This is a genomic window from Agromyces sp. Root1464 (genome assembly GCF_001427265.1).
GTDB lineage: Bacteria > Actinomycetota > Actinomycetes > Actinomycetales > Microbacteriaceae > Agromyces > Agromyces fucosus.
In genome coordinates, this window is record NZ_LMFU01000001.1 from 843,267 (window position 1) to 868,615 (window position 25,349).

Genomic DNA, 25,349 nt, shown 5'->3' on the forward strand with positions numbered 1-25,349 from the left:
CCTCACATGAGGCGAGCTTCACATGAGCGATCTGCGGCACATCGGGGCACGCATCGCCGCCGCGGCATCCGCTCGAATCACCCGATCGCCGCAATGAGCGACCGGGCTCACTCCTCGGGGATCGGCTGCTTCGGGAGCTTCCGCACCTTCGACCGGCGACGACGGCGCTCGGGGATCATCGAGCGCATCTCCTCGAGCTTGCCGAAGCACAGCAGGCGGTCTTCGCCCTCGAGCACGACGCCCTTGCGCGGGTTGGGGATGACGGTCGTGCCTCGGTGCAGCGTGAGCACGGTGATGTCGCGCTCCCAGAGGCCCGACTCCCCGAGCGTCGTGCCGACGAGGTCGGCCCCGCCGTGCACCATCAGCTCGGCGACGCCGTAGCCGGTCGAGACGGTGAGCCGCTGGCGCACGTCGATCTCGGGGAAGGCGACCTGGTTCGCGATGTGGTCGATGATCGCGCCGGCCACGTCGAGCTTCGTGGCCGTCTCGATGCCCTCGAGGCCCGGCGAGGAGTTGACCTCCATGACGAGCGGGCCGTCGTCGCCCTCGAGCATGTCGACGCCCGCGACGCGCAGGCCCATGATCTGCGCCGAGCGCACGGCCGCCTGCTCGTACTCGGGCGTCAGCTCGACGGCCTCGACGGTGCCGCCGCGGTGCACGTTCGAACGGAACTCGTCGCCGCTCGCACTGCGACGCATGGCCGCGACCACGCGGTCGCCGACGACGAGGGCACGGATGTCGCGGCCCCTGCTCTCCTTGATGAAGCGCTGGATCAACACGTTCTGCTTCGTCGAGTGCAGCGTCTCGATGATCGCCTCGGCGACCTTGACCTCGGGTGCCAGGATGACGCCGATGCCCTGCGTGCCCTCGAGCAGCTTGATGACGACGGGTGCTCCCCCGACGCGTTCGATCGCCGGCCGCACGTCGGCGCGGTTGCGCACGAACGCCGTCGCGGGCATGCCGATGTTGTGGCGCGAGAGGATCTGGTTCGCGCGCAGCTTGTCGCGCGAGTTCGTGATGCCGTTCGCGGTGTTCGGCGTGTAGACGTCCATCTGCTCGAACTGACGCACCACGGCGGTGCCGAAGTAGGTCACCGAATTGCCGATGCGCGGCAGCACGGCGTCGTAGTCGGAGAGCCGGCGCCCGCGGTACTGCAGATCGGGTTCGGGCCCGGAAAGGTCGATCGCGAAGCGCAGGGTGTCGAGCACCTTGACCTCGTGACCGCGCTGTTGGGCGGCCGTGCGCAGCCGTTGTGTGGAATACGCCTGCGGGGCGCGCGAGAGGATCGCCAGTTTCATCGTGTGCCCCTGCGAAGATGGTGGAGTGGAAGAGCCCGTCTATTCAAACACCATCGCGGGATGGCGCGAATGGGTGAGCCTGCCCGGAGCCGGAGTTCCGTGGATCAAGGCGAAGCTCGACACGGGTGCGCGCACCTCGTCGCTGCACGCCTTCGACCTCGAAGAGGTGCAGCGCGGTGCCCAGTCGATCGTCCGATTCGGCGTGCATCCGTGGCAGAACTCCGATGAGGACGCCGTCGTCGTCGAGTGCCCCGTGCACGACCGCCGCTCGGTGCGAAGCTCGTCCGGTCACACCGAGGAGCGCATCGTCGTGCTCATGGACGTCGTGCTCATGGGCCGCACGATGACCGCCGAGGTGACGCTCACCAATCGCGACGAGATGGGCTTCCGCATGCTCATCGGCCGCGAGGCGCTGCGACAGGGCTTCATCGTCGACTCCGCCCGATCCTTCGTCGGGGGGCGCGCGCCCCGCGGCATCCGTCGCCGCAATCGCGGCCGCACCACCGCCCACGCCTGAGCAGTGACCGCGTCATCTGCGGCGACCATCGGCGCGCCCGCGCCGCGCCGACGCCGACTCGTCGGCAGCCCGCTCGTGTGGGCGGCGATCTGCCTCGCGCTGGTCGTTCCGTGGGGGCTCGCCGGCCAGGCGACCGAGTTGATCCCGTATCTGCTGATGCTCGTCGGGGGCTGGCTGTGCGGGTTCTCGTTCGTCAACGCGACGTTCCGCATGACGCCCGTGCGCCGAGGGGTCATCGTGCACGTGATCGGCGCGATCGTGTCAGCGGCGTTCGTGGTGACGGCCGTCGAGTTCGGCGGCGCGCTGCTCGCGACCACACCGGAGCTCGTGCGGATCTCGTTCCTCATCATGCAGTTCGCGGCGATCCCCGCGGCGGGCTGGATCTGGCTCGGCCTGATCTCCCGTGTCTCCTCGATCGTGGGCACGTCGAAGGCGAAGGCGGCGCTGACCACGCCCGAATGGGTCCGCGCCGAGCACGGCCACGGCTCCGAGGTGCGCTTCTCGGCGGTGCCGATCACGATGCGGGCACTCACGACCGCCATCGTCGTGATCGTCGTCGTAATGGGCGGGCTCGCCGCAGCAGCACTCGTCGCGGCGGGCGACCTCGTCTACGCCTTCGGCCCCCGGTTGACGGTCATCGGCATCGGGGTCGTCTTCGCCCTGCCGGCGTACCTCGCCGTGCTCGCGGTGGTGCGGCGACGAACCGTCGCCGGTGTCATCGGCTTCGGGAATGATCGGCTGTGGCTCAGCATCGGGTCGACGACCACGATCGTCGCGTTCCGCGACCTCGAGCGTCTCGTCTGGCGATGCAGGAGCGACTACGCCCGCATCGAGGTGCGCGGTGCGGGACTCGACGTCTCACTCGTCACGGGCATCGCGAAGCCGGTGCCCGGCACCACCGCCGTACTCCCGGCCCTGCCCCGGCGCGTGCTCGGCCGGCTGCAGGACGAGGGGTTCACGCTCGAGCGCTCGCGGCGGGGCGAGGTGCTCACGTTCCGGCGCGCCGGCTGAACCGACGCGCCTGGTCCGACCCGAGGTACCGTCAGCCGCAGCTGCGCGCCTCGTAGGCGACGGTGCTCGTCGCGGTCACGCCGTCGGCGAGGCGTTTCGCCTCGACGGTGACCGTGCCCGCTGGCACCTCGGCGGCGCGAGCGTTGAATGCCGCGGTCGCGTTCCGGCCGGCCGCGATGCTCGCGAACTCCTTGTCTCCGTATGCGGAGCGGACTGCGATCGAGACCGGCGTGGACTCGCCGTTCGTCGCTCGCACCGACACGTGCACCTTCGACGCGATGCAGCGGGTCTCGACGACGGTCTGGACCGCGAGCACCGGCTCCGGCTCGCCGCAGTCGATCTCTGCATCGGCCCAGTCCGCGCGGTCCCACCACTCGGCCGCACCGGCGGGCGAGGCGGCGGCATTGGGGTCGACCTCCAGCGTGAGGATCTCGATCCCCGTTGTGTCGACGCTGACGGACTTCGCCTGTCCCTTCAGCATCGCGCCGCTGTCGAAGAGCACCGTACCGTCGCCCGTGACCCGGAAGATCACGTTCGGGTTCGCACCGGCCTTGTCCATGATGTCGTCGATGCCGACGACGGAGCTGAACGCGGTGCATCGCCCGCCGAGATTGAACGCGATCGTCGTCGGCGAGTTCACGCCGAGGCCTTTCGCGTACTGGGTACCGGCAAGCCGGATGGGCTGCCCGTCGCCGGCGGCGGGCTCGCCGATCTCGGTATCCCGTTCGATCGGTCCGTACGCCGAGTTGAGCTTCACCGAGGCGAAGGGCAGGTCCGACAGGAAGTGCGTGCCTGCGGCGGGCGGATCGGGAAGCTCGGCGGCGGCAGCGTCGTGTGCAGTCTGCGCCCGCCCCGCGAGCGCAACGATGTCGCCCTCGGGCTCGGTCAGGAATTCCGACGTGTCAGTCGAGCCGCTGAACTCGGCGCCGACGGCATACCAGTCGATGCCCTGCGGGGCCTTCCCGGTGTCGAAGGACGTCTGGATGCTCTGGAAGAAGCGCTCCCAGCGATCCGTGTAGTAGGTGCCGACGAGGCCTTGCCACTCGCGGTTCGCGTAGTCGTTCAGCCCCGCGTTCACGGCACTTCGATCGCCCCAAGTGGTGACCACGGCGCGAGCATCGAACTCGAGCCGATCGGCCTCGGCCTCATCGGCGGCGGCAGCACGGGCATCCGCGATCCAGCGCCCGAACAGCATCTGCGGCTGGGTGCCCGAGATCTCGTCGAGGAGCTCCATGTTCGCAAGCCATTCTTCGCTCAACTGGGTGAATGCGGTGCGATCGCGGTTGCCGTACGCCTGCTGCAGCTGCGGAAGCAGGGTTCGCGAGGTGTTGGCGGTCACCTGCCGCGCCACATCCATCAGGTCGTACCGGTAGCTCGCGAGATCCGAGGCGGCGGGCGCTGCGGCGAGCAGATGGTCCAGAGCCACGGCGAACCGCTCGGAGTCGTAGGCGAAATCGGTCGGCGACCACGACGCCGCAGTCGAGGCCGAGAGCGAGGGCTGGTCGGCGTACAGGCTGTCCTGCGCCTCGGCGAAGCTGTCGTTCGTGGGCAGCGCATACGCCGTCTCGGCGAGGATGCGCCACGCGGCCTTCAGCTCCGGGTCGTCCGTGCCGTAGCGACGCTCGGTCCAGTCGTCGAACCAGGCGTTCACGTCGACCGGGTCATCGCGCCAGGCCATGCCGGCGAAGAACTCGATCGCGACGGGATTGTTGAGCCCGCCCTCGGGAAGCGCGGCGATGCCGTCGAGCTTGCTGCCCGCCTTGGTGCGCAACTGCGTGAACCGCTCGTTCCAGACCTTCACCTCCGCACCCATGGTGGTGTGGCCGCCGTAGTTCCAGATCGTGCCGAAGGCGTACGGGATACCGCTCCACTGCGACTCGAGCTTGTCGCGGATCCCGTATCGGTCGGAGAGCCCGTCGACGATGAATGTCGTCTCGGGGTTGACTGCGGCGGCGACATCGGCGGGCGGATTGCTCTGCCAGCCGAGCAACACCCACGTCGCACCGGGCTGCGCGGTCTGCAGCGCCGTCTCGATGGCACGCGAGGCGGCTGGCACGTCCACTTGGCCGCGTTGCCCACCCTCGTGCAGTACGTCCATCTTGTAGGCGGTCGATGCGCCGAGCAGTCGCTCGGAGACGTCGTAGAACGCGTCGGCCACGGCCGGAAACGCCGCCGAGTTCGGGTCGAGCCAGCCCGGGCGCTGGAAGCCGACCCAGCCGCCCTGCGGCTCGACCCGCGAACCGGCGTTGCGGGTGGCGAAGTCGGTCGGCACCGTGCCGAAGTAACCGGGCAGCACCGGTGTGATGTCGAGTTCGCGGAGTCGGTCGGCGATCTTGCGCCCGAGCTCGGTGCGCTGTTCGAGCAGTGCGTCGCTCGTGCCGGCCGGGTAGCTCGCCATGTTCTGCAGCAGCCACCATGGCTGGTGCGCGGGCAGCGGGATCCACGCCCGCGCCTCCTCGGCCGAGTAGCCGAACTGCTGCAGCACCTCGAAGTACACCGCCTCGGAGCCGACCGGCATGAAGACCTCGTTGAAGCCGAGCGCGGCGAGCTCGTCGATCTCTCGCTCCCACTGCTCCCAGGTGCGGTAGGCCCCGGTGTAGCCGTCCTCGGTGTCGTTGCCGTAGAACCGGTGGCTGACATTCGCGGTCGACGAGATGAGCTGGTCCGGGAGCGGCAGCTCGGCATCGCGGTCGACGTTGCGGACGTTCCAGGAGATGTTCTGGCCGATGCTGCCGAGGTACGCGTTCAGACCGGCGAGCGCGGTGCCCGGTGTCGTCGCGGCGATGCGGATCCGTCCGTCGACGGCGCCCACCTCGTAGCGGTCGGCCCCGTCCACCGGTTCGAGCGAGGTGAAGTCGATGCCACCGGCCCCAGTGCCGATCAGGCGGGCCGCGGCGTCGCGAGCGGGACCGAAACCATCGTCAGTGACGACCACGTCGGCCGCCGTCGCTGCTCGGACGTGGACGCTCGTGGACGCCGCGAACGCAGGTCCGGCGCCGATGGGGGCCACGAGCAACGCAGCTGCCAGCACAGCGATCAGACTCACTCGACGTTGAGGAGTGGGGAACATGGATACGCCCTTTCGAGAGATCGCATGGGAAGCCGACGACGGGGGTTGTACGTCGCAATGGAACCAGTTGACCTCGAATAACGCAAGGACAATTTCAAATTGACGATGCGATATGCTGCTCGCAGGACCTGGAGGGCGCGGCCATGACAGTCGTCAGAACGGGCGGCACATCGATCGTCAAGCGGGTCAATACCGGACGGGTGCTGGCAGATCTCCGCCGGCGAGATGCTCCGGCGCGCATCATCGAGATCGCCGAGGCCACCGGACTCGCCCGACCGACCGTCGCCCAGATCGTCGACGAACTCGTCACCACCGGCTGGCTGCACGTGCACGACAGCCTCGAAACCGTCGGTCGCCCCGCCGTCCGGGTCTCGCTCAACGTCAGGCGAGTGGCCTCCCTCGGACTCGACGTCGGTCCGCATCGCATCGTCGCTCAGGTTCGCGACGGGTTCGGGCAGCTCCTCGGCGGCACGGAGCTGCGACACGACGTTCGCGACGGACATCTCCTCCTCGATCTCGCGCTGAAGGTCACGGCACAGGCCATCGAGTTCGCCGGGATCGCCTCGAACGACCTCGCGGCCGCATGCGTCGCAAGCATCGGCGTCGTCGACCGGACCAGCGGACGCATCCACGTCGTTCGCGAGATCGACGGGTGGGAGCAGATCGATATCGGCGCCGAGCTCGGTGCCGCGCTCGGATGCGCCGTCAGGGTCGACAACGATGCGAACCTCGCAGCGCGCGCGATGCTCTCCCTCGAGGAGACGCCCGCATCGTTCATGACGATCCAATGGGGAGAGCGGGTCGGCGCGGGTCTCGTGCTGGATCGACGCCTGTTCCGGGGCGGGAACTCGGCCGCCGGGGAGATCGGCTCGTTGCCGGTGCGCGATCCGTGGGCGGCCGAATGGGCCAGCCTCGAGCAGGTGATCGGTTCGAAGCGGATCGGAGAGGTCGCGCGCCTGTTCGCCGCGCGCGACCCGGATGGATCGTTCGCGGCCGGAGTCGATGACGCCGACCCGACCGAGTACGTGTTCCGGAAGGCAGCCGAGGGCAATCGCACTGCCGAGCTCATCATCGACGAGGTCGCCGATGTCGCGATCGGGGCGATCGCGCCGATCGCGCTCGCACTCGACCTGAACTGCATCTACGTCACCGGCGGAATAGCGCGCGGAGGTGCGGTGCTCGCCGGCGCGCTCGAACGCCGGTTGCATGGCAAGACCCTGGTTCCGATCGTCGTCAGGATCTCGCCGTTCGCCGAGGACACCGTCGTTCGCGGTGCATGCTCGATCGCAGTCGACGACGCATGGGATCGCATCCTCACCGAAGAGCTCGGTGCCGTGGAGCTCCAGTCGGCTGCCGGGGCGTGACCCCGGCAGCCTCCCGCCGAATCAGATCACGCCGTCGGAGATCGTCGTCGGGTTGCCGAAGCGGTGGTTCGTGATCGAGATCGCCTGCTCGTGCAGGAACGGCAGCAGCTCGACGCGGCCCGAGGGCGTGACGGGGTGCGACCACACCGCGACATCCGGAGTGCCGTCGAGCGCCTCGGCCAGGGCGGAGGCGCCGCCGCCCACGAGACGCACGCGCGGCGTCGTAATGCCGCCCTTGGCTGCACGGCCGAGCCACGCTGCGTCGCCCTCGCGCACGACCCGGAAGTCCCGCGCCGAGAGCAGCGTGCGCACGCCCTTCGGCAGCTCGACCGCGGTCGAGACCGAGAGGGGCGACTTCGCGAGCAGGCCGGCCGCGATGACGCGGAGTCCCTCGGCGAGGCTCGCCTGCTCGCCGATGCGCACCGTCACGGGCAGCGGCCGGTAGCGGAAGAGGTTGCGCTCGACGCCGACCCCCGAGACATCCTTCACGACGCCGTACTCCTCGGCCCAGGCGAGCTCGTCGGAGAGCGCCGAACGGCGCAGCACGTCGAACGAGTCGTAGTCGAGCGCCGACTGCGAGGCCTCGATCAGCTCGGCGACGCGCTTCTCGAGCCCGCGCAGGTGCAGGGTGCTCGAGGAGGCGCCGTGCTGCGGCAGCCACTCGCCGAGGCCGAACAGGTAGTTCGGTCCGCCGGCCTTGGCGCCGGCGCCGACGGCGGAGCGCTTCCATCCGCCGAACGGCTGGCGCTGCACGATCGCGCCGGTGATGCCGCGGTTGACGTAGAGGTTGCCGGCCTCGACCCGGTCGAACCAGGTGCCGAGCTCGTTCGCGTCGAGCGAGTGCAGGCCAGCGGTCAGGCCGTAGTCGACGGCGTTCTGCAGGCGGATCGCCTCGTCGAGGTCCTTCGCGTGCATGATGCCGAGCACGGGGCCGAAGAACTCGGTGAGGTGGAAGTACGAGCCGGGCGCGACGCCCGTGCGGATGCCCGGCGACCAGAGCCGGCCGGTGTCGTCGAGCTGCTGCGGCTCGACGAGCCACTCCTCGCCGATGCCGAGCTGGGTGAGCGCGTGCAGCAGCTTGCCGTTCGCGGGCTCGACGATCGGGCCCATCTGGCTCGTGGCGTGCTCGGGCCATCCGACTCGAAGCGAGCGGGTCGCGTCGACGAGCTGGCGGCGGAACCGCTCGGACTTCGCGACCGAGCCGACGAGGATCACGAGCGAGGCGGCCGAGCACTTCTGGCCGGCGTGGCCAAAGGCGCTCTTGACGACGTCGGATGCCGCGAGGTCGAGGTCGGCCGACGGCGTCACGATGATCGCGTTCTTGCCACTCGTCTCGGCGAGCAGCGGCAGGTCCTTGCGGAACGAGCGGAAGAGCTGCGCCGTCTCGTAGGCGCCCGTGAGGATGACCCGGTCGACCGCGGGGTGGGAGACGAGTTCCTTGCCGAGCTCCCGCTCCCCGATGTCGACGAGCGTGAGGAGCTCCCGCGGGATGCCGGCCTCCCACAGCGCCTCGACCATGACCGCGCCCGAACGCTGGGCGAGCTTCGCGGGCTTGATGATGACGCCGGAGCCCGCGGCGAGCGCGGAGAGCACGCCGCCGGCCGGGATCGCGACGGGGAAGTTCCACGGGGGCGTGATGACCGTGAGCTTCGACGGCACGAAGACGGCACCCTGCACGTGGTCGAGCTCGCGGGCGCGCTCGGCGTAGTAGTGCGCGAAGTCGATCGCCTCGCTGATCTCGGGGTCGGCCTCGGCGATGGTCTTGCCGGTCTCGGCGGCCATGACCTCGATCAGCCGGTCGCGGTTCGCGGCGAGCGCGTAGCCGGCGCGGTGCAGCACGGCGGCGCGCTCGGCACCGGGCAGTTCGCCCCAGGCCCGGCCGCGGGCGGCGACCGTCTGGATGACGCGCTCGAGCGTGGCCGCATCGTCGACGCGGGCGGCTGCGATCGTGGCGACGCCGAGCGTCGAGCCTGGCACGCGCTCGAGGATGCGGCGACCCCACTCGCGGTTCGCGGCGAGGGCGGGGTCGGTGTCGGGCTCGTTGCGGAAGCCCGGCGTCACGCCGGAGCCGGCGGGGAAGGCGGATGCCGCGGCATCCGCCAGCTCTGCGCCGTCCATGCCCGATGACCCGCGGGTGATGCCGAGCACCACGCTCGTGAGCGAGGGGTCGTCGTCGTGCTCGGTGCCGGGCGCCGGGGCATCCGGAACCGTCATCGCGGCCGCGAGGGTCTCGTCGGTCCACTCGGTGTGGCGGTTCTGGGTGCGGTTCGGCGCAGGCGCCGTCACGACCGTCGGCTCGAGGGCCGCCAGCGAGGCGAGGTAGCGCGCCTGCTCCCGCTGGAACAGTGGCTCGCTCGTGCTCAGCTCGAACACGGCCGACATGAAGTTCTCCTGGCTCGCGTTCTCTTCGAGGCGGCGGATCAGGTAGGCGATGGCGACGTCGAACTCGCTCGGGTTCACGACGGGCGTGTAGAGCAGCAGGTTGCCGACGTCGCGGCGCACGGCCTCGGCCTGGCCGGTCGCCATGCCGAGCAGCATCTCGAACTCGACGCGCGAGTCGACGCCGCGCTCGCGGGCGGTGAGCCAGGCGTGGGCGACATCGAAGAGGTTGTGGCCGGCGACGCCGAGCTTGACCGCGTCGGTGCGCTCGGGGGTCATCGACCAGTCGAGCACGCGCTTGTAGTTGGTGTCGGAGTCCTGCTTGGAGTCGTAGGTGGCGAGCGGCCAGTCGTGCACGGCGGCGTCGACGTGCTCCATGGCGAGGTTCGCGCCCTTGACGACGCGTACCTTGATGGGAGCGCCGCCCTGCGCGCGGCGGTTCTTCGCCCACGCGGTGAGCTCCTGCATCGCGCCGAGCGCGTCGGGCAGGTACGTCTGCAGCACGATGCCGGCCTCGAGTCCGCGCAGCTGCGGCTGGTCGAGCAGGGTCGTGAAGACCGCGATCGTCAGGTCGAGGTCGCGGTACTCCTCCATGTCGAGGTTGATGAACTTCGGCGTGCGGCTCTTGGCGGCGAGCTCGTAGAGCGGGGTGAGCTTCGCGACGACCTTGGCGACGGCCTCGTCGAACGACCACATCGAGAGCTGGCTGACGACGCTCGACACCTTGATCGACACGTAGTCGACGTCGTCGCGGGCGAGGAACTCGTAGGTGCCCGAGAGGCGACGGTCGGCCTCCTCTTCACCGAGCACGGCCTCGCCGAGGAGGTTGAGGTTCAGGCGGTTGCCCGACTGGCGCAGGGTCGCGATGGCCGGGCCGAGCTTGTCGGGCGTGGCGTCGAGCACGAGGTGGCCGACCATGGCGCGCAGCACCCGGCGGGCGATCGGGATGACAATCCACGGCAGCACGGGGGCGACGACCCCGCCGACGCGGATCGCGGCCTTCAAATACCAGGGCAGGAACTTCGGCGTGAGCTTCGCGACCTGCTCGAGGTTGCGGCCCGCGACGCCGAGGTCTTCGGGGCGCATGACGCCGTCGACGAAGCCGACGGTGAAGTCGAGGCCACGCGGGTCCTTCAGCACGCCGGCGAGGCGCTCGGCGGCCGGATCGGCGGGGTGCTCCGCGCTCTCGGCGAGCCAGCGGCGCACGAGGGCGACGACGTGATCGGTGTTCGGCCGGGCGTCCGTGGCGGCGTTCGACATGGTCACGAGGGTACTGTCCTTTGCTTCGAGCGCGCCGGGGGTCGCGCGCCTGTCGGGTTCAGTATGCGCCGGGACATCCGTTCGGTAAAGCGAATGAATCTGAACGATACTGTTCGGAAGAACCGAAAGATCAGCGGATGCCCCGGAGGTGCCCATGCTCGACGTGCGACGCCTGCGACTGCTCGTGGAACTCAGCGACCGCGGCACGCTCTCCGCGGTCGCCGAGGCGCTCTCGTACAGCCCCTCGTCGGTCTCGCAGCAGCTCAGCCAGCTCGAGCGCGAGGCCGGCGTGCCGTTGCTCGTGCAGGTCGGTCGCCGGGTGCAGCTGACCCCGCAGGCCGAGGTGCTCGTCGGACACGCCCGCGCCGTGCTCGACCGGCTCGAAGAGGCTGAGTCCGAGGTCGCCCGCTCGCTCACCGCCGTCGGCGGCACCGTGCGCATCGCCGTGTTCCAGTCGGCGGCGCACGCCGTGGTGCCGCAGGCGCTGACCCTGCTGCGCGCCGAGCACCCCGCCCTGCGCGTCGAGGTCACCGAGCGCGAGCCCGACGTCGGGTTGTTCGAGGTCTCGGCGCGCGACTTCGACCTCGTGATCGCCGAGCAGTACCCGGGCCACACGCGGGCCCACCGCGAGGAGCTCGACCGCGTGCACCTCGTCGCCGACACCATCCGGCTCGCACTGCCGCCGCACCCGTCGCGCGGGCGGAGGACGCAACGTGTCGGAATGTCCGACGCAGAGCGACCTTACGCGTCCTCTCGACAGGGATCCGGCCCTGCAGAACCATCGCTGCTCGCCGCCGCGACGATGCCCTGGGTGCTCGAGCCCGAGGGCACGGCCTCGCGCGACTGGGCCGAGCAGCTCTGCCGCGAGGCCGGCTTCGAGCCCGACGTGCGGTTCGAGACCGCCGACCTCATGGCGCACATCCGCCTGATCCGCTCGGGCAACGCCGTCGGGCTCCTGCCCGACCTCGTGTGGGCCGGCGAAGCGCCGAGCGTGACCCTCGTCGACCTGCCGGGGCATCCGGAACGCGAGGTCTTCACGTCGACCCGGCTCGCTGCGGCCGCCCGACCGGCCGTCGTCGCCTGCCGTGACGCCCTCGCCCGGGCCGCGCGCGCGACGGCGACGCCTTCGGCCCGCTGAGGCCTCCGGTCGCTACGCTGTGCCCATGTCACGAACGCTGCAGCGCCTCGCCCTGTCCGGCACCATCCTGCTCGCAGCGACGCTGCTGACCGCCTGCGCCGGCAATGCCGGCACCGCCGGCACCGATTCCGCCGAGGCCGTCGACCCCGTCGGCACCTGGGGCGATGTCGCCACGACCGACGAGCCATCGCTCGTGCTCGGTGACGACGGCTCGCTCACCGGCACCGACGGCTGCAACCGCCTGGTCGGCAGCTGGACCGCCGAGGCCGACACCGTGACGTTCGTCGACGTCGCCTCGACGCGCATGGCCTGCGAGGGTGTCGACACGTGGCTCTCGGCGCTCGCGACGGGCACGATCGCCGGCGACACGCTCACCGTCCTCGACGAGTCGGGTGACGAGATCGGCACGCTGCCGCGTACCGAGTAGCGGTCACGCCCGAGCGGATGCCTCCGCGAAGCGCTCGGCCTGCATCGCGATGAAGTCGAGCACCTCGGCGGGCCCCTCGACGCGGTAGCGCACGCCGCGCGGCATCCACATGAGGGTCATCGAGAGGTTCTCGACCGTGTCGGCCTCGAGCGGCCACGCGCAGTGCGCGGCATCGATCGCCACGACGTCGCGCCCGTACCAGCCGAGGTGCTCGACGAGCTCCGCCTGCGGCAGCTCGGCGACGACGCGGGCCTTCACGCTCCGGTCGCGCCAGCGCACCGCCGCCTCGACGCGCGCCCGGGCGTCGTCGTCGCTCATCGGCCGGGGTTCGAACCGCACCCGGGTCGGGAAGACGTCGCTCATGCGGTCGAGCCGGAAGGTGCGCCAGTCCTCGCGCTGGCGATCCCATGCGAGCAGGTACCAGCGCCGGGCGACGGGCACGAGCCGGTACGGCTCGACGACGCGGGCCGACGCCTCGCCCGCGGCATCCGTGTAGGTGAACCGCAGCCGCTCGGAGTCGCGGCAGCCGAGCGCGAGGAGGCCGAGCAGTTCGGCGTCGACCTCGGGCGTCGGGCGGCCCGAGCGGGCGGATCCGGGCCCGCCGGCCCCGGTCGCGGCGTGGGATTGCAGCGCCTCGATGCGGCGACGCAGGGCGGGCGGCAGCACCTGCTCGATCTTCGCGAGCGCGCTGAGCGTCGTGTGCTCGGCGCCGCGGAGCCCGGCGGTCGCCTGCGAGCGCAGGCCGACGGCGATCGCGACGCCCTCGTCATCGCTCAGCAGCAGGGGCGGCAGCCCGGTGCCGGCCTCGAGCCGGTAGCCGCCGGTCGAGCCGCGCGCCGACTCGATGCCGTAGCCAAGCTCGCGAAGTCGGTCGACGTCGCGTCGCAGGGTTCGGTCGGAGACGCCGAGCCGGTCGACGAGTTCGCGCGCCGACCAGTGCCGGTGACTCTGCAGCAGGGAGAGCAGTTCGAGGGTTCGCGAGGTCGTTGCGGCCATGCTCCAAGTTTCCCATCCATGCGGACGGAAACTGACCGGATGCCTCGGAAGACTGCAGGTATGACGAACCAGATGATCTCCGCTCAGGGCCTCACGAAGACGTTCCCCGCCAAGGGGAAGGTCGTCGAGGCCGTCCGTTCCGTCGACCTCGAGGTCGGCGCCGGCGAGCTCGTCGCCTTCCTCGGCCCGAACGGCGCCGGCAAGTCGACGACGCTCCGCATGCTCACCACCCTGCTGCCCCCGACGAGCGGCGAGGCGATCGTCGCCGGCTCCGACATCCGCCGTGACCCGGCCGGCGTGCGCCGCCGCATCGGCTACGTCGGGCAGGGCAGCTCGGGCGGGCACACCCAGCGCGTGCGCGACGAGCTGCACGCCCAGGGCTCCTTCTACGGCATGGGCCGCCGCGAGACCCGGGCGCGCGCCGCCGAGCTCATCGAGTCGCTCGAGCTCGGCCAGGTCGCCGGCCGGCAGGTGCAGTCGCTCTCGGGCGGCCAGAAGCGCCGGCTCGACATCGCGCTCGGCCTCATCCACCGGCCCGAGCTGCTCTTCCTCGACGAGCCGTCGACGGGCCTCGACCCGCACAGCCGCGCGAACCTCTGGGAGCACATCGTCGACCTCCGCAGCGAGACGGGCACGACGATCTTCCTGACGACCCACTACCTCGACGAGGCCGACCAGCTCGCCGAGCGCGTGATGGTGATGGATCACGGACAGGTCATCGCCGACGACACGGCCTGGGCGCTCAAGGAATCGCTCGCGGGCGACCGCGTGAGCCTCACCTTCGAGACGGCAGCGGATGCCTCGGCCGCCGCGGCCCGCATCGGCGGCGCGGCCTCCGGGCAGGTCGTCACTGTGACGGCGCCCGGCGGCGATCGGGCGCTGCCCCGATACATCCGCTCGCTCGGCGACGCCGGACTCGAGGTCACCGCCGCCACCCACCGGCAGCCGACCCTCGACGACGTGTTCCTCGCCCTCACGGGCCGCACCCTTCGCGAGGAGGCCGCGCACGCCGAGGCATCCGCCGAGCCGGCTCTCGCCTGATCCACCCCCGACGAACATGAAGGAGCAACTCATGACCACCATCGACGCCACCGCCCGCCCGACGGGCTTCCTCCGAGACACCGCCTCGGTCTTCGTCCGAGAGTCGCGCCCGCTCGTCCGCGACCCGTTCAGCGTGATCTTCTCGCTCGTGCAGCCGCTCGTCTTCCTCGGGCTGTTCGGCCCGCTGCTGATCGGCGCCTCCGGCGGGGACGCCGCGGGCACGCTGCAGTGGTTCGTGCCAGGCATCCTCGTGATGGTCGCGCTGTTCGGCACGGCCTCGACGGGCGCCAACCTGCTCTTCGAGATGCAGACGGGATCGCACGAGCGCACGCTCGTCGCCCCGCTCTCGCGGAGCGCACTGCTCGTCGGCCGCGCCCTCAAGGAGGTCGTGCCCCTCGTGATCCAGGGCACGATCGTGGTGCTCGTCGCCGTGCCGTTCGGCTTCTCGCTCGACGTGCCCGGGCTCGTCGCCGGCCTCGCGGTGCTCGCCGTCTTCGGCATCGGGTTCGGCGCGCTCAGCTACACGCTCGCCCTCGCCTGCCGCAACCGCGACTGGATGTTCTGGATGGTGCACCAGACGCTGCTCTTCCCGCTCATGATCCTCTCGGGCATGCTGCTGCCGCTCGAGGATGGCCCCGCGTGGATGCAGGTCGCCGCGGCGATCAATCCGCTGAGCTACCTCGTCGGTGCCGAGCGAGCGCTCCTCGCGGGCGACTTCGGCGCTCCCGCCGTCATCGGCGGCGTCATCGCCGCCGCGGTGACCTGCGCGATCGGCGTCGTGGTCGGCGTGCGGGCGATGAAGCGGGCCCGCTGAGCCGGCGCCTGAGCTGCACCGCCACGTCCTCGACGGACTACGATTCGTCGAGGACGTTGGCGTGTCGGTGAGGACGGATCATGGTCAGCTTGAACCAGCTCGAGGTGCTCGTCGCCGTCGTCGAGGCCGGCGGGTTCTCCGGGGCGGCGAAGCGGCTCTACATGAGCCAGCCGTCGGTGTCGAACCACGTGCGCAACCTCGAGCTCTCCCTCGGGGTGCACCTCGTCGAGCGCACGACCCAGGGGGCCCGGCCCACTCCGGCCGGCGACGTCGTCGTCGACCACGCGCGCAGGATCTTCGCGCAGCTCGAATCCCTCGAGCACAGCATCGCGGGCTTCCAGGGCCTCGAGGCCGGGCGACTCACGGTCGCCGGCACCACGACCCTCGGCACCTACCTGCTGCCCCGCCTCGTCGCCGACTTCACCGCCCGTGCCCCGAAGATCGACTGCCAGATCCGGGTCGGCAACGAGGAGGCCGTCGAGGGGTGGGTGATCCGCGGCGAGGTCGCGCTCGGCCTGTGCATCGGCGAGCCCAAGGAACCGCTCGACTCCGAGGCGCTGCTCACTGAGGAGATGGTGCTGGTCGCGGCATCCGACTCGCCGCTCGTCGGCAAGCGGCTCGTGCCCGGCGACCTGGCCGGCCAGCGCTTCCTGGTGCGCGAGAAGGGATCGGCCACCCGTCGCCAGCAGGAGGACATCCTGCTGCAATGGGGCCTCGAGTCCGCCGAGCGGTGGGAGATGTGGGGGCCGGACACCCTCAAGGAGGCCGCCTACCAGGGGCTCGGTGTCGCCCTGCTCTCCGAGCATGCGATCGCCCGGGAGCGTTCGATGGGCCACCTCGTCGCCCTCGAGGTCGACCCGGCACCGCCGAGCCGCACCGTCTCGCTCATCCGCCGGGCCGACCGGGTGCTGACGCCGCCCGAAGAGGCGTTCGTGACCCAGTTGCGCGCGATCGCCGTCTGGCCCAGCTGAGGCAGCGCTCGACGCCCGCGGCGGCTGGGGCGGGGTCGGACGAAGAACCCGCGGCGGTCACGGTGGGCGGGTGGGGCAGGCGGACACCACCCGCCCACGGCGACCGCCGCGGGCAGCGCTGAGCGGTCAGTACCTGATGCAGGCCGACCGCAGGTCGGTGTAGAAGTTCCACACGTCGGGCGAGCACTCGGGTGCGCCGAGCTGCGACGCCTTCGCGCCCATGTGCGGCAGGTGCGAATAGGCGCCCACGCCGGGACGGTTGACGTGCAGCATGCCCGCCTGGAAGTCCTGCAGCGCCTGGAAGATGCGGGCGGGGTCCTGCGTGAAGATCGTGCCCGACATGCCGTACTTGACCGAGTTGCTGATGCGCATCGCGTCGTCGTAGCCCTCGCACGTGATCACCGAGAGCACGGGACCGAAGACCTCCTCCTGGGCGAGGTGCGAGTCCCACGCCACCTGGTCGAGCACCGTCGGCTGCACGAAGTAGCCGGGCGTCTCGAGTTCCGCAGCGCCTCCGCCGACGGCGACCTCGGCGCCATCGGCGACCGCGCGCTCGATCGCGGTGAGGCAGGCGACCTGGCGCTCCTCGTTGACGACCGGTCCGATGTCGGCCCAGTCCTGGTCGCCTGCGCCGATCCGCATCGCCTGCACCCGCGGAACGAGGCGGGAGAGCAGCTCGTCGTGCACCGCCGCGTCGACGATCACCCGGCTGGTCGCGCTGCAGCGCTGCCCGCTCTGGCCGAACGCGCCATGGATGATCGCGTCGGTCGCGGCGTCGAGGTCGGCGTCGGCGAGCACGATCAGCGCGTTCTTGCCGCCGAGCTCGAGCTGGGTGCGCATGAGGCGGTTCGCGCCGGCGCGGTTGATCGCCTGCCCGACCGGCAGCGATCCGGTGAACGAGATGCCGGCGACCCTCGGGTCGTTCACGATCGCCTCGCCCGCCTCGCGGTCGCCCTGGATCAGGTTGAGCACGCCGTCGGGCAGGCCGGCGTCGGCGAACGCCTGCACGAGCAGCGCCGAGGTCCACGGGGTCAGGGGCGACGGCTTCAGCACCGCGCCGCAGCCGGCGAGGAGCGCGGGCGCGACCTTCCACATGGGGATGGCCACCGGGAAGTTCCAGGGCGTGATCAGGCCGACGACGCCGAGAGGACGCCGGAAGGTCATCACGACGGTGCGAGGCTCTTCAGCCGGGGTGGTGACGCCGTTGATGCGTCGCGCCTCGCCGATCGTGAACTCGAGGATCGCGAGGGAGCGGGTGACCTCGCCGCGAGCCTCCGAGAGGCGCTTGCCCTGCTCGCGGGTGATCGCCGCGGCGAAGAGGTCGATGCGCTCCTCGATGAGGCGGGCGGCGCGAGTGAGCACCTTCGCCCGCTCGATCGGGCCGATCGCGTCCCATGCGGGCTGCGCGGCCTCCGCCGCGTCGACGGCGGCGGTGACGTCGGCGGTGATCGACTCCGTGAACGCGCCGATCACGTCATCGGTGTTCGCCGGATTGCGGTTGTCGCGGGTGTCGCCGCTCGCACTGGCGGTCCAGACCCCGTCGATGTGGTTCAGGAGGTGATCGGACTGGGGCTGAGGCGTCACGTCGGCTCCTTCGGCACGGGTCGGGTCGAGGGTCAGCGGGGGGTGGAGATCGGTCACGAGAGGGCTCCTCGGTCAGTTGGGGCGAACGGCGATGCGCGGCGCTGCACCGGTGCGCGCGAAGGCGACGGCGTCGTCGATGTCGGCCAGGTCGAATGCGTCGGGGATGAGGTCGACGAACAATTGCTGCGCCGGCGTGCGGCGGAGGAAGTCGATCGCCTCGACGAGGTCGTCGATGCGGTAGTTGTGGCTGCCGACGACGGTCGTCAGGTTCTTGACGTACCCGCTCGGCTCGAAACTGATCTCGGGCGCCGGCGAGACGGAGCCGACGAGCGCGATCCGGCCGCCCATGTCGACGATGTCGAAGGCCGACTGCACCGCGCGGCTGTTGCCGGAGAGCTCGAAGACGACGTCGGCGCCGTGCTCCTTCGCCGTCGCGGCCAGATCTTCGGGCGCGACGGCGAAGGTGGCGCCGAACTCCAGGGCGAGCGCCCGTCGGGCGGGATCGATGTCCACCGCGATCACCGTCTCGACGCCCCGGTCCTTGGCGTACGCCACGGCCGTCAGGCCGAGCATGCCGCATCCGAGCACGACGACCACGTCGTCGGCGTCGAGCTCGACGCGCCGGGCCGCGCACGTGACGGTGGCGGTGGCGCAGTTCGCGGGTGCGGCGATGGCCGCGGGCAGATCATCGGGCACCGGCACCAGTCCGGTGCCCGAGATCAGGTGGCAGTGCGAGGCGAAGCCGCCGTTGAGCTTCCAGTGGTCGTCCATCGCCTCGTGCCCGTACTTGCGCACGGTCGTGCACTTCTGCGGGATGCCCCGCTGACAACGGCGGCAGGTGCCGCACGAGGTGCCGATGGTCCAGGTGACCCGGTCCCCGACGGCCAGGGTGCGACCGTCGGGGCCCAGTGCGTCGCCCCCGATGGCGACGACATGGCCGACCGCCTCGTGCCCGAGCACGGTGGGGAGCGGTGTCGGCCGGTCACCGGCGATGGTGTGCAGATCGCTGCCGCAGATCGTCGCGAGCTCGATCGCCACCAGCACCTCCCCGGCGCGGAGCTCGGGCAGCGGCTGGAGGTCGACGGAGAATCCCTCGTCGACGCCCGACCACACCGCTGCCGTTGCGACGGTGGTCGTCGACGTCTTCGTCACGTCATTGGCCATGGTCGTCATTGTCCTACTCCTCGTCGGGTACCGGATGGGACCGGGGCGGTCCCGTTTCGCCGGGTGCAGTGAAGCGCGTCAGCGCCTGGTGGAGGTCAGCGCCTGATCGCCGAGGCGACGAGCGCGCTGCAGGCGCAGCAGACCGCCACGATCGGGAAGATCAGGCTGGCGTCACCGCCGTTGGCGTCCATGATGTGCCCGATGATCGGCTCGGCGGCACCCGCGAACAGGTAGGAGAAGAAGTTCACCGCTCCGATCGCCGTGCCGGCCATGACCTTGCCGGCGAGGTCGGGGCAGAGCGCCCAGAACGACGACTGCGGGCCGTAGATGAAGAAGCCGCAGAGGAACAGCAGCACGATGCCGAGTGCGGGGCCGGGGTTGAGCAGCCACATCGCCATCGCCGACAGTGCGCCGAGCGACATGAAGAGCATGATGGGGCGGTCGCGGCGGGATCCGAAGAGCCGGTCGGAGAGCTGGCCGTTGACCAGTGCGCCGACGGCCATGCCGACGGGAAGCGAGAGCGAGATCCAGAGACCGCCCGGGGTCGCCTTCCATTCGTCGCCGAGGAAGAACACCGGAACCCAGATGAGCATGCCGTAGCGGGCCGAGTTCTGGAAGCCGATCGCGATGCCCGTGAGCCAGATCTTCGGGATGCCGAGCACCGTCTTGTACCGGGTGATCGACTTCACCGGGGCCTCCGCCTCGGCGACGTCGAGCGCGCCGACCGACGACGTCGTCGTGGCGATCGTCTTCTCGGCGTGGTCGGCGTCCTTCGTGAAGGACTCCGGGGGGATGACGCCGGCCGACTTGGGGGTGTCGCGAGCGATGAGGTAGAAGGTGATGCCGCCGACGAGCATGAGCAGCACGGGCAGGCGGAACAGCCACTGCCACTCGAGGTCGAACGTGTCGACCACGAGCGTCGACGTCGCGAACACGAGCACCGAGGAGCAGCCCGCCGCGAGCGTGTAGAACCCGAACGTCTTGCCGCGCTCGGAGTGGCTCCACCAGTTGGAGATCACCCGGCCGCCGGCCGACCAGCCCATCGACTGCGCGACGCCGTTCGCACCGAGCATGGCGCCCATGCCGACCGGTGTTCCCGTGAAGCTGGCGCCGACGCAGAACGCGGTCGAGGCGATCGAGCCGACCGTGGCCATGCGACGGCCGCCGAACTTGTCGGAGAGGTTGCCGTTGATGAGCTGGCCGACGGCGTACGACCAGAGCGCGATTCCGCTGATGGCGCCGATCGTCGCCTTGGTCCAGCCGAACTCCTCCTGGATGCCGGGGATCGCGAAGCCGAAGGCCTGGCGCCCGGTATAGAAGAACAGGTACATGAACATGGACGCCAGCAGCATTCGCCACGCCATCTTGCGGAACGTCGGTGCGTCGAGCTGCTTACCGGTCGCCATTGGCCGGTCGATGGTGCTTGACATGGTTACCAATCTCCAAGTCGCAGTCAGCCTGCGGGTTTCAGGGGGTGGGGGGAGAGAGTCACACGGCGGTCAGTGCCGTGTGCTCGTGCTGGGAGACCAGGGTGGTCGCAACCCAGTACGCGTCGTAGTTGTGGATGTAGGCGGGGCGGCCCCACGGCTCGTCGAGCTGTTCCGGCTGGGGCAGCTGCCGGTTGATGATGAACGGGATCTGCAGTTCGCCGAGCGCCCCGTGCGAACGGAGCGGCGCGTCGAGGCCGCTCAGGTCGTGCCACGCGGCGTAGCGGCCGACGGCCGTGCCCTCCTCGCCGAGCACGATGATGTCGCCGATGCGGTCGGCCGGCATCGAGAACGTCTCTGCGGCCTCCTCGCGGGTCAGCGCGACCTGCACGCCGGGGATGAGGCGCAGCGCCTCGATCGTCGCGTCGCGGTCGGCGCCCTCGGGGAGGTAGACCGACGCGAACGAGCCCAGCGCGCCGTGGTGCACGGTGTAGGGATCGGTGATCGGCAGGATGACCCGCAGCCCGTCGGTGCCCGGCTCGACGTCGGAACTGCCGAGGATCGTGCGCACCTCGTCTTCGACGAAGAGCACGTTGGCCTTGCCCGAGGCATCCGTCTTCGCGCTCATGCCGTGGTCGGCGGTCAGCACCACGATCGCCCCGAGCGCCTCGAGCTCCGACGCGTAGCGGTCGATCTCGGCGTAGAGGTCGTTGGCAGGCTCGGTGCCCGGTGCGTTCTTGTGCTGGATGTAGTCGGTCAGCGACAGGTACATGAGGTCGACGTGCCGGCTGCGCAGGATCTCGACGCCGGCGGCGAGCGCGAAGATCGACAGCTCGGCCGAGTAGACGCTCGCGAGCGGCTTGCCGACGAGTTCGAGCACGTTCTCGATGCCGTTGTCTTCGAGGGTGACCTGATCGGCCTTCTCAGCCGAGAAGCAGATCCCGGTGCGCCGCGGCTCGACGAACTCGCCGCTGCCGTCGAGGCTGGGCCCCGCTTCGACGACGCCCGCGCCGAGGAGGCGGCGGAGCTTGTCCTTCGCGGTGACGATGACCACGTCGAGCCCGGCGTCGTTCGCGGCACCGAAGATGGTGGGGGCCCGCAGGAACTTCTTGTCGTTCATGAGCACCTCCTCACCCGTCGTGGTGTCGAAGATGTAGTTGCCGCTGATGCCGTGCACGGCCGGCGGCTGACCCGTCGCGATCGAGATGTTGTTGGGGTTCGTCAGCGCGGGCATGGCGCAGTGCGCCTCCCACGAGCTGGCGTTCGACTCGAGCGACTGCGCGAGCCAGGGCATGCGGCCGGCCTTGATCGCCTCGAGGTGGTAGTCGGGCTCGCTGCCGTCGATGCAGATGACCACGACCGGTGCCTCCGGGGTCGTGTAGGTGCGGTCGTTGACGGTGAAGGTCTCGGCGGTCACGGTTCTCTCTTTCCTCGCTGTGCTCGGGCTGAGTCCACTCTGATCACCGACGTGCGATGCGGGAACCCAGATCGGCGCTATCGGCGCCATAGCGTTCGGCGATGCAGCCCCGGGATCGCCCGATTTCCGGGGCCGGGGGCCGCGCCGTCGCCGTCGCGTACGCTCGTGGGATGCCCCACGACGTCGTGATCCTCGGCGGTGGCCACAACGGCCTCACCGCCGCCGCCTACCTCGCCCGAGCGGGCAAGCGCGTGCTGCTGCTCGAGCGCAGCGACCACCTCGGCGGCGCCGCCGTCTCGGCCGACGCGTTCGAGGGCGTCGACGCGCGCCTCTCGCGCTACTCGTACCTCGTGAGCCTGCTGCCGCAGCGCATCATCGACGACCTCGGCCTCGACGTGCGCCTCGTGCGCCGGCGCTTCTCGTCGTACACTCCCGACCCCGCCGACCCGTCGCGCGGCCTGCTCGTCGACGCCGAGGCCCCTTCGACAGGCTCAGGGAGCACGGCGGCCGCCTTCGCCCGGGTCGACGCCGAACCCGACGCGGCCGCGTGGCAGGCGTTCTACGCCGACACGGCCCGGTTGGCCGAGCGCCTCTTCCCGACGCTCACCGAACCCCTGCCGACCCGCGACGAGGCGCGCGCGCTGCTCGGCGACGAGCGGCTCTGGCGCGAGTTCGTCGAGCGGCCGCTCGGCGAGGTGATCGACGCCCGGTTCACGAGCGACCTCGTGCGCGGCGTCGTCGCGACCGACGGGCTCATCGGCACGTTCACCGAGCTCGACGACCCGTCGCTCGACGCGAACCGCTGCTTCCTGTATCACGTGATCGGCGGCGGCACCGGCGACTGGGACGTGCCGGTCGGCGGCATGGGCGCCGTCACCGGCGAACTCGCGCGCGCGGCCCGCGAGGCCGGCGCCGAGCTCGTGACGGGCGCAGAGGTCGTCGCGGTCGATCCGTCGGGCGAGGTGCGCTGGCGACACGGAGACGAACCGGGCGAGCGGATGTCGGAGGCGCGCGTCATCCTCGCGAACGTCGCGCCCGCGGTGCTCGACCGGCTGCTCGAAGCGGGTGCGCAGGCCTCACCCGCTTCGGCGACGACGACCGGGGTGCCCTCCGTCGTGCGCGAACGCCTGCGCCACCTGAACGCGCCAGAGGGCGCGCAGGTGAAGGTGAACCTGCTGCTCACCCGGCTGCCGGAACTGCGCGACTCGACCGTCGCCCCAGAGGCCGCGTTCGCGGGCACGTTCCACATCAACGAACTCGCGTCGCAGCTCGAGACCGCCTACGGCGAGGCGGCCCGCGGTCGCATTCCCTCGCAGCTGCCGTGCGAGATCTACTGCCACACCCTGAGCGACCCGTCGATCCTCTCGCCCGGGCTCGCGGCATCCGGCGCCCACACCCTGACCGTCTTCGGCCTGCACGTGCCGCACCGGCTGCTCGAGCGCTTCGGCAACGACGAGCTGCGGGCGCGACTGCAGGCGGCGGTGCTCGCCTCGCTGAACTCGGTGCTCGCGGAGCCGATCGAGGGCGTCATCGCGACGGATGCCGCCGGCAACCCCTGCATCGAGACGAAGACGACCCTCGACCTCGAGGAGGCGCTCGCGATGCCGGGCGGCAACATCTTCCACGGCGGGCTGTCCTGGCCGTGGGCGGAGCCGGGCGCCGCCCTCTCGACGCCGGCAGAGCGCTGGGGCGTCGCGACGGCGCATCCCGGCATCCTGCTCTGCGGATCGGGTGCCGTGCGCGGCGGGGCCGTGAGCGGCATCGGCGGCCACAACGCGGCGATGGCGGTGCTCGAGGCATCCGCCGGCTGATCAGCCGAGCGCGACCCAGCCGACGCCCACGACCACCGCGACGATGCCGAGCACGAGGCTCGGAACGAACGCCTCCTTGCGCTTCACGTGCAGGGCGACGGCGAACACCATCGTGATCGCGAGCGCGAACGCCGCAACGGGCGTGAGCCACGGCAGGATGCCGGTGGCGGCGGGCAGCACGAGGCCGATCGCTCCCAGCACCTCGACCAGGCCGATGGTCTTGAGCTGGCCGGCGCTCACGTCTTCGACCCAGGGCATGTTCGCGAGCACGGCCTCGCGCGACTTGGTCGCCTTCATGGTGCCGGCCATGCCGAACAGGAGGGCGAGCAGGCCGGTGACGATCCAGAGTGCGATGAGCAAGGTCTCTCCAAGTGTTGGTTACTGTTCGTGCGTAACGCACGAACGGTGACACTAACGCATGGAGGCCACGCACTTCACCGTGCGTGACGCACCACGAGGTGCGTAACGCTGTGCTCTCGGTCGAGCCTGTCGAAACCGGGTTGAGCCTGTTCTGTGGGTCGAGCCTGTCGAAACCGGGTTTCGACAGGCTCAACCAGTTGAGTTCGGTGACCTAGAAGACGAAGACCTGGCCGAGCACCATGATGGCGATGATGAAGAGCGCGATGATGGCGCCCACGACCGCCAGCGACTTCACCGAGAGCTTCGCGACGAGGTAGCCGACGAGGAACGGCAGCGCGAACAGGAAGATCGTCACGGTCCACCAGAAGAACTGGTAGCCGCCCTGGGTCGCCTCGGAGAGTCGACCGGCGAAAAGCTGCTGGGAGTGCGGCGTCGTCGCGAACGTGAACGCGGCCGACAGCGGAATGGCGATGAATGCGAACACGACCAGACCGGCGAGTGCGCCCCAGAGGCCGGCCTTGTTGTTCTCGGGGTCGATGTCGAGCGTCTCTTCTCTACTCGCCGACCGCCCGCTCGACGACGTCTTCACGCCCGATGATGTCTGCCCACTCGACGCACGCTTGCGTCCCCCACTCGATCCCATGGCCACACTCTAGTGGGCGGCGGGCCGCTCTGGCGGTTGGCGCGCAGCGGGATTAGCCTGAGGGAACGAGCGAACGGGGGCCGAGATGACCGCGAGACCGACCGGGCACTACGTGCTGAAAGACGACGGCCTGTACCTGCAGTTCGACCGCCTCTTCCACGCTCCCATCGAAGACGTCTGGTTCAGCCTCACGAATCCGAACGCCATGCGCGCCTGGATCGGCACGTACACCGGCAGCCCGGCGACCGGCGGCGTGCGGTTCCGCATGGAGGCCGAAGGCGAGGGCGAGTGGCAGAATGTCACGATCCTCGAGTGCGCGGCGCCGCACCGGTTCACCGCCGACTCGGGCCCCGGCCCGACGGGCATCCGAGTCTTCTGCCATCTCGTCGAGGGCGGGGGCATGACGACGCTCACGCTCGGTCAGCGCCTGCGCGACCCCGCCGAATCGGCCGACATGGGCCCCGGGTGGGACTACTACCTCGACCGACTCGCGGCCGCCCGCGCCGGCATGCCGCAGCCCGCATGGGAGACCTACTACCCGGCGTTCGCCCGGCACTACCGGGAGCTCCAGGTTCCGACCGCCGCGAACAGCTGAAGCACGCCTCGGCGCGCTCCCCTGCGGCGGAGCCGCGCCGCCCTCGACCGACGCCGTGCTGA

At 70.5% G+C, this 25,349-nt stretch carries 20 protein-coding genes; 10 read left to right on the forward strand and 10 right to left on the reverse strand.

The window, feature by feature from the left end:
- Positions 1-107: 107 nt before the first annotated feature.
- On the reverse strand, positions 108-1,298 hold the full coding sequence (gene rimK, locus ASD23_RS03860; protein WP_056006453.1) for a 30S ribosomal protein S6--L-glutamate ligase: 1,191 nt from the start codon (positions 1,296-1,298) through the stop codon (positions 108-110).
- A gap of 25 nt (positions 1,299-1,323) precedes the next feature.
- On the opposite strand from rimK, the gene ASD23_RS03865 reads away from it, so the two are divergent.
- Both ASD23_RS03865 and ASD23_RS03870 read left to right on the forward strand, forming a co-directional pair.
- Complete coding sequence (locus ASD23_RS03865) at positions 1,324-1,815, forward strand: ATP-dependent zinc protease family protein (RefSeq protein WP_056006456.1); 492 nt, start codon at positions 1,324-1,326, stop codon at positions 1,813-1,815.
- 3 nt (positions 1,816-1,818) lie between these two features.
- Complete coding sequence (locus ASD23_RS03870; RefSeq protein WP_056006465.1) at positions 1,819-2,826, forward strand: hypothetical protein; 1,008 nt, start codon at positions 1,819-1,821, stop codon at positions 2,824-2,826.
- Positions 2,827-2,857: 31 nt separating this feature from the next.
- Here ASD23_RS03870 and ASD23_RS03875 read toward each other — a convergent pair whose 3' ends face one another.
- Entirely contained in the window at positions 2,858-5,872 is a 3,015-nt protein-coding gene (locus ASD23_RS03875) for an alpha-N-acetylglucosaminidase TIM-barrel domain-containing protein (protein WP_162248726.1), read from the reverse strand.
- A 167-nt stretch (positions 5,873-6,039) separates the two neighbouring features.
- Here ASD23_RS03875 and ASD23_RS03880 point away from each other — a divergent pair, with 167 nt between their 5' ends.
- A complete protein-coding gene (locus ASD23_RS03880; protein ID WP_082571162.1) occupies positions 6,040-7,260 on the forward strand; it encodes an ROK family transcriptional regulator in 1,221 nt (406 codons plus the stop codon).
- A gap of 21 nt (positions 7,261-7,281) precedes the next feature.
- Here the strand turns inward: ASD23_RS03880 and ASD23_RS03885 are convergent, their stop codons facing one another.
- Entirely contained in the window at positions 7,282-10,899 is a 3,618-nt protein-coding gene (locus tag ASD23_RS03885; RefSeq protein ID WP_056006474.1) for a proline dehydrogenase family protein, read from the reverse strand.
- Positions 10,900-11,053: 154 nt separating this feature from the next.
- Here ASD23_RS03885 and ASD23_RS03890 point away from each other — a divergent pair, with 154 nt between their 5' ends.
- The gene (locus ASD23_RS03890; RefSeq protein WP_056006477.1) at positions 11,054-12,037 is read left to right on the forward strand and encodes a LysR family transcriptional regulator; all 984 of its coding nucleotides are present in this window, start codon (positions 11,054-11,056) and stop codon (positions 12,035-12,037) included.
- A gap of 25 nt (positions 12,038-12,062) precedes the next feature.
- On the forward strand, positions 12,063-12,464 hold the full coding sequence (locus ASD23_RS03895; RefSeq protein WP_056006480.1) for an META domain-containing protein: 402 nt from the start codon (positions 12,063-12,065) through the stop codon (positions 12,462-12,464).
- Positions 12,465-12,467: 3 nt separating this feature from the next.
- Here ASD23_RS03895 and ASD23_RS03900 read toward each other — a convergent pair whose 3' ends face one another.
- Complete coding sequence (locus ASD23_RS03900; RefSeq protein WP_056006483.1) at positions 12,468-13,460, reverse strand: helix-turn-helix transcriptional regulator; 993 nt, start codon at positions 13,458-13,460, stop codon at positions 12,468-12,470.
- Between the two features lie 60 nt (positions 13,461-13,520).
- On the opposite strand from ASD23_RS03900, the gene ASD23_RS03905 reads away from it, so the two are divergent.
- The 3 genes from ASD23_RS03905 to ASD23_RS03915 all read left to right on the forward strand — a co-directional run bounded on the left by ASD23_RS03905 (position 13,521) and on the right by ASD23_RS03915 (position 16,286).
- Positions 13,521-14,501, forward strand: a complete 981-nt coding sequence (locus ASD23_RS03905) for an ATP-binding cassette domain-containing protein (protein WP_200941671.1) — start codon at positions 13,521-13,523, stop codon at positions 14,499-14,501.
- Between the two features lie 31 nt (positions 14,502-14,532).
- Entirely contained in the window at positions 14,533-15,315 is a 783-nt protein-coding gene (locus tag ASD23_RS03910; protein WP_056007795.1) for an ABC transporter permease, read from the forward strand.
- An 80-nt stretch (positions 15,316-15,395) separates the two neighbouring features.
- Positions 15,396-16,286, forward strand: a complete 891-nt coding sequence (locus ASD23_RS03915) for a LysR family transcriptional regulator (RefSeq protein ID WP_056006486.1) — start codon at positions 15,396-15,398, stop codon at positions 16,284-16,286.
- Between the two features lie 126 nt (positions 16,287-16,412).
- Here ASD23_RS03915 and ASD23_RS03920 read toward each other — a convergent pair whose 3' ends face one another.
- The 4 genes from ASD23_RS03920 to phnA form a co-directional block, all read right to left on the reverse strand.
- The gene (locus ASD23_RS03920; RefSeq protein WP_200941672.1) at positions 16,413-17,927 is read right to left on the reverse strand and encodes an aldehyde dehydrogenase family protein; all 1,515 of its coding nucleotides are present in this window, start codon (positions 17,925-17,927) and stop codon (positions 16,413-16,415) included.
- Between the two features lie 15 nt (positions 17,928-17,942).
- Positions 17,943-19,034: a zinc-binding dehydrogenase gene (locus tag ASD23_RS03925; RefSeq protein WP_200941673.1), complete on the reverse strand. Its 1,092-nt coding sequence runs from the start codon at positions 19,032-19,034 to the stop codon at positions 17,943-17,945.
- 95 nt (positions 19,035-19,129) lie between these two features.
- The gene (locus ASD23_RS03930; protein ID WP_056006492.1) at positions 19,130-20,464 is read right to left on the reverse strand and encodes an MFS transporter; all 1,335 of its coding nucleotides are present in this window, start codon (positions 20,462-20,464) and stop codon (positions 19,130-19,132) included.
- A gap of 58 nt (positions 20,465-20,522) precedes the next feature.
- Positions 20,523-21,878 carry a phosphonoacetate hydrolase gene (gene phnA / locus ASD23_RS03935; protein ID WP_056006495.1) on the reverse strand — a complete coding sequence of 452 codons (1,356 nt, stop codon included), beginning with the start codon at positions 21,876-21,878 and terminating at the stop codon, positions 20,523-20,525.
- Between the two features lie 170 nt (positions 21,879-22,048).
- Between phnA and ASD23_RS03940 the strand changes: the two genes are divergently transcribed.
- The gene (locus ASD23_RS03940) at positions 22,049-23,689 is read left to right on the forward strand and encodes a phytoene desaturase family protein (protein WP_056006498.1); all 1,641 of its coding nucleotides are present in this window, start codon (positions 22,049-22,051) and stop codon (positions 23,687-23,689) included.
- Here ASD23_RS03940 and ASD23_RS03945 read toward each other — a convergent pair whose 3' ends face one another.
- Together ASD23_RS03945 and ASD23_RS03950 are read right to left on the reverse strand one after the other, a co-directional pair.
- Complete coding sequence (locus tag ASD23_RS03945; RefSeq protein WP_056006501.1) at positions 23,690-24,049, reverse strand: DoxX family protein; 360 nt, start codon at positions 24,047-24,049, stop codon at positions 23,690-23,692. It abuts the gene before it with no gap.
- Positions 24,050-24,260: 211 nt separating this feature from the next.
- The gene (locus ASD23_RS03950; RefSeq protein WP_235507619.1) at positions 24,261-24,692 is read right to left on the reverse strand and encodes a hypothetical protein; all 432 of its coding nucleotides are present in this window, start codon (positions 24,690-24,692) and stop codon (positions 24,261-24,263) included.
- Between the two features lie 85 nt (positions 24,693-24,777).
- On the opposite strand from ASD23_RS03950, the gene ASD23_RS03955 reads away from it, so the two are divergent.
- A complete protein-coding gene (locus ASD23_RS03955) occupies positions 24,778-25,287 on the forward strand; it encodes an SRPBCC domain-containing protein (protein WP_056006510.1) in 510 nt (169 codons plus the stop codon).
- Positions 25,288-25,349 lie beyond the last annotated feature (62 nt).

Coding starts and splice junctions, on each gene's coding strand:
- ASD23_RS03925 (WP_200941673.1), bottom strand. CDS start 19,034: ATGGCCAATGACGTGACGAAGACGTCGACGACCACCGTCGCAACGGCA.
- ASD23_RS03930 (WP_056006492.1), bottom strand. CDS start 20,464: ATGTCAAGCACCATCGACCGGCCAATGGCGACCGGTAAGCAGCTCGAC.
- rimK (WP_056006453.1), bottom strand. CDS start 1,298: ATGAAACTGGCGATCCTCTCGCGCGCCCCGCAGGCGTATTCCACACAA.
- ASD23_RS03890 (WP_056006477.1), top strand. CDS start 11,054: ATGCTCGACGTGCGACGCCTGCGACTGCTCGTGGAACTCAGCGACCGC.
- ASD23_RS03915 (WP_056006486.1), top strand. CDS start 15,396: ATGGTCAGCTTGAACCAGCTCGAGGTGCTCGTCGCCGTCGTCGAGGCC.
- ASD23_RS03940 (WP_056006498.1), top strand. CDS start 22,049: ATGCCCCACGACGTCGTGATCCTCGGCGGTGGCCACAACGGCCTCACC.
- ASD23_RS03900 (WP_056006483.1), bottom strand. CDS start 13,460: ATGGCCGCAACGACCTCGCGAACCCTCGAACTGCTCTCCCTGCTGCAG.
- ASD23_RS03955 (WP_056006510.1), top strand. CDS start 24,778: ATGACCGCGAGACCGACCGGGCACTACGTGCTGAAAGACGACGGCCTG.
- ASD23_RS03910 (WP_056007795.1), top strand. CDS start 14,533: ATGACCACCATCGACGCCACCGCCCGCCCGACGGGCTTCCTCCGAGAC.
- ASD23_RS03895 (WP_056006480.1), top strand. CDS start 12,063: ATGTCACGAACGCTGCAGCGCCTCGCCCTGTCCGGCACCATCCTGCTC.
- ASD23_RS03880 (WP_082571162.1), top strand. CDS start 6,040: ATGACAGTCGTCAGAACGGGCGGCACATCGATCGTCAAGCGGGTCAAT.
- ASD23_RS03905 (WP_200941671.1), top strand. CDS start 13,521: ATGACGAACCAGATGATCTCCGCTCAGGGCCTCACGAAGACGTTCCCC.
- ASD23_RS03885 (WP_056006474.1), bottom strand. CDS start 10,899: ATGTCGAACGCCGCCACGGACGCCCGGCCGAACACCGATCACGTCGTC.
- ASD23_RS03950 (WP_235507619.1), bottom strand. CDS start 24,692: ATGGGATCGAGTGGGGGACGCAAGCGTGCGTCGAGTGGGCAGACATCA.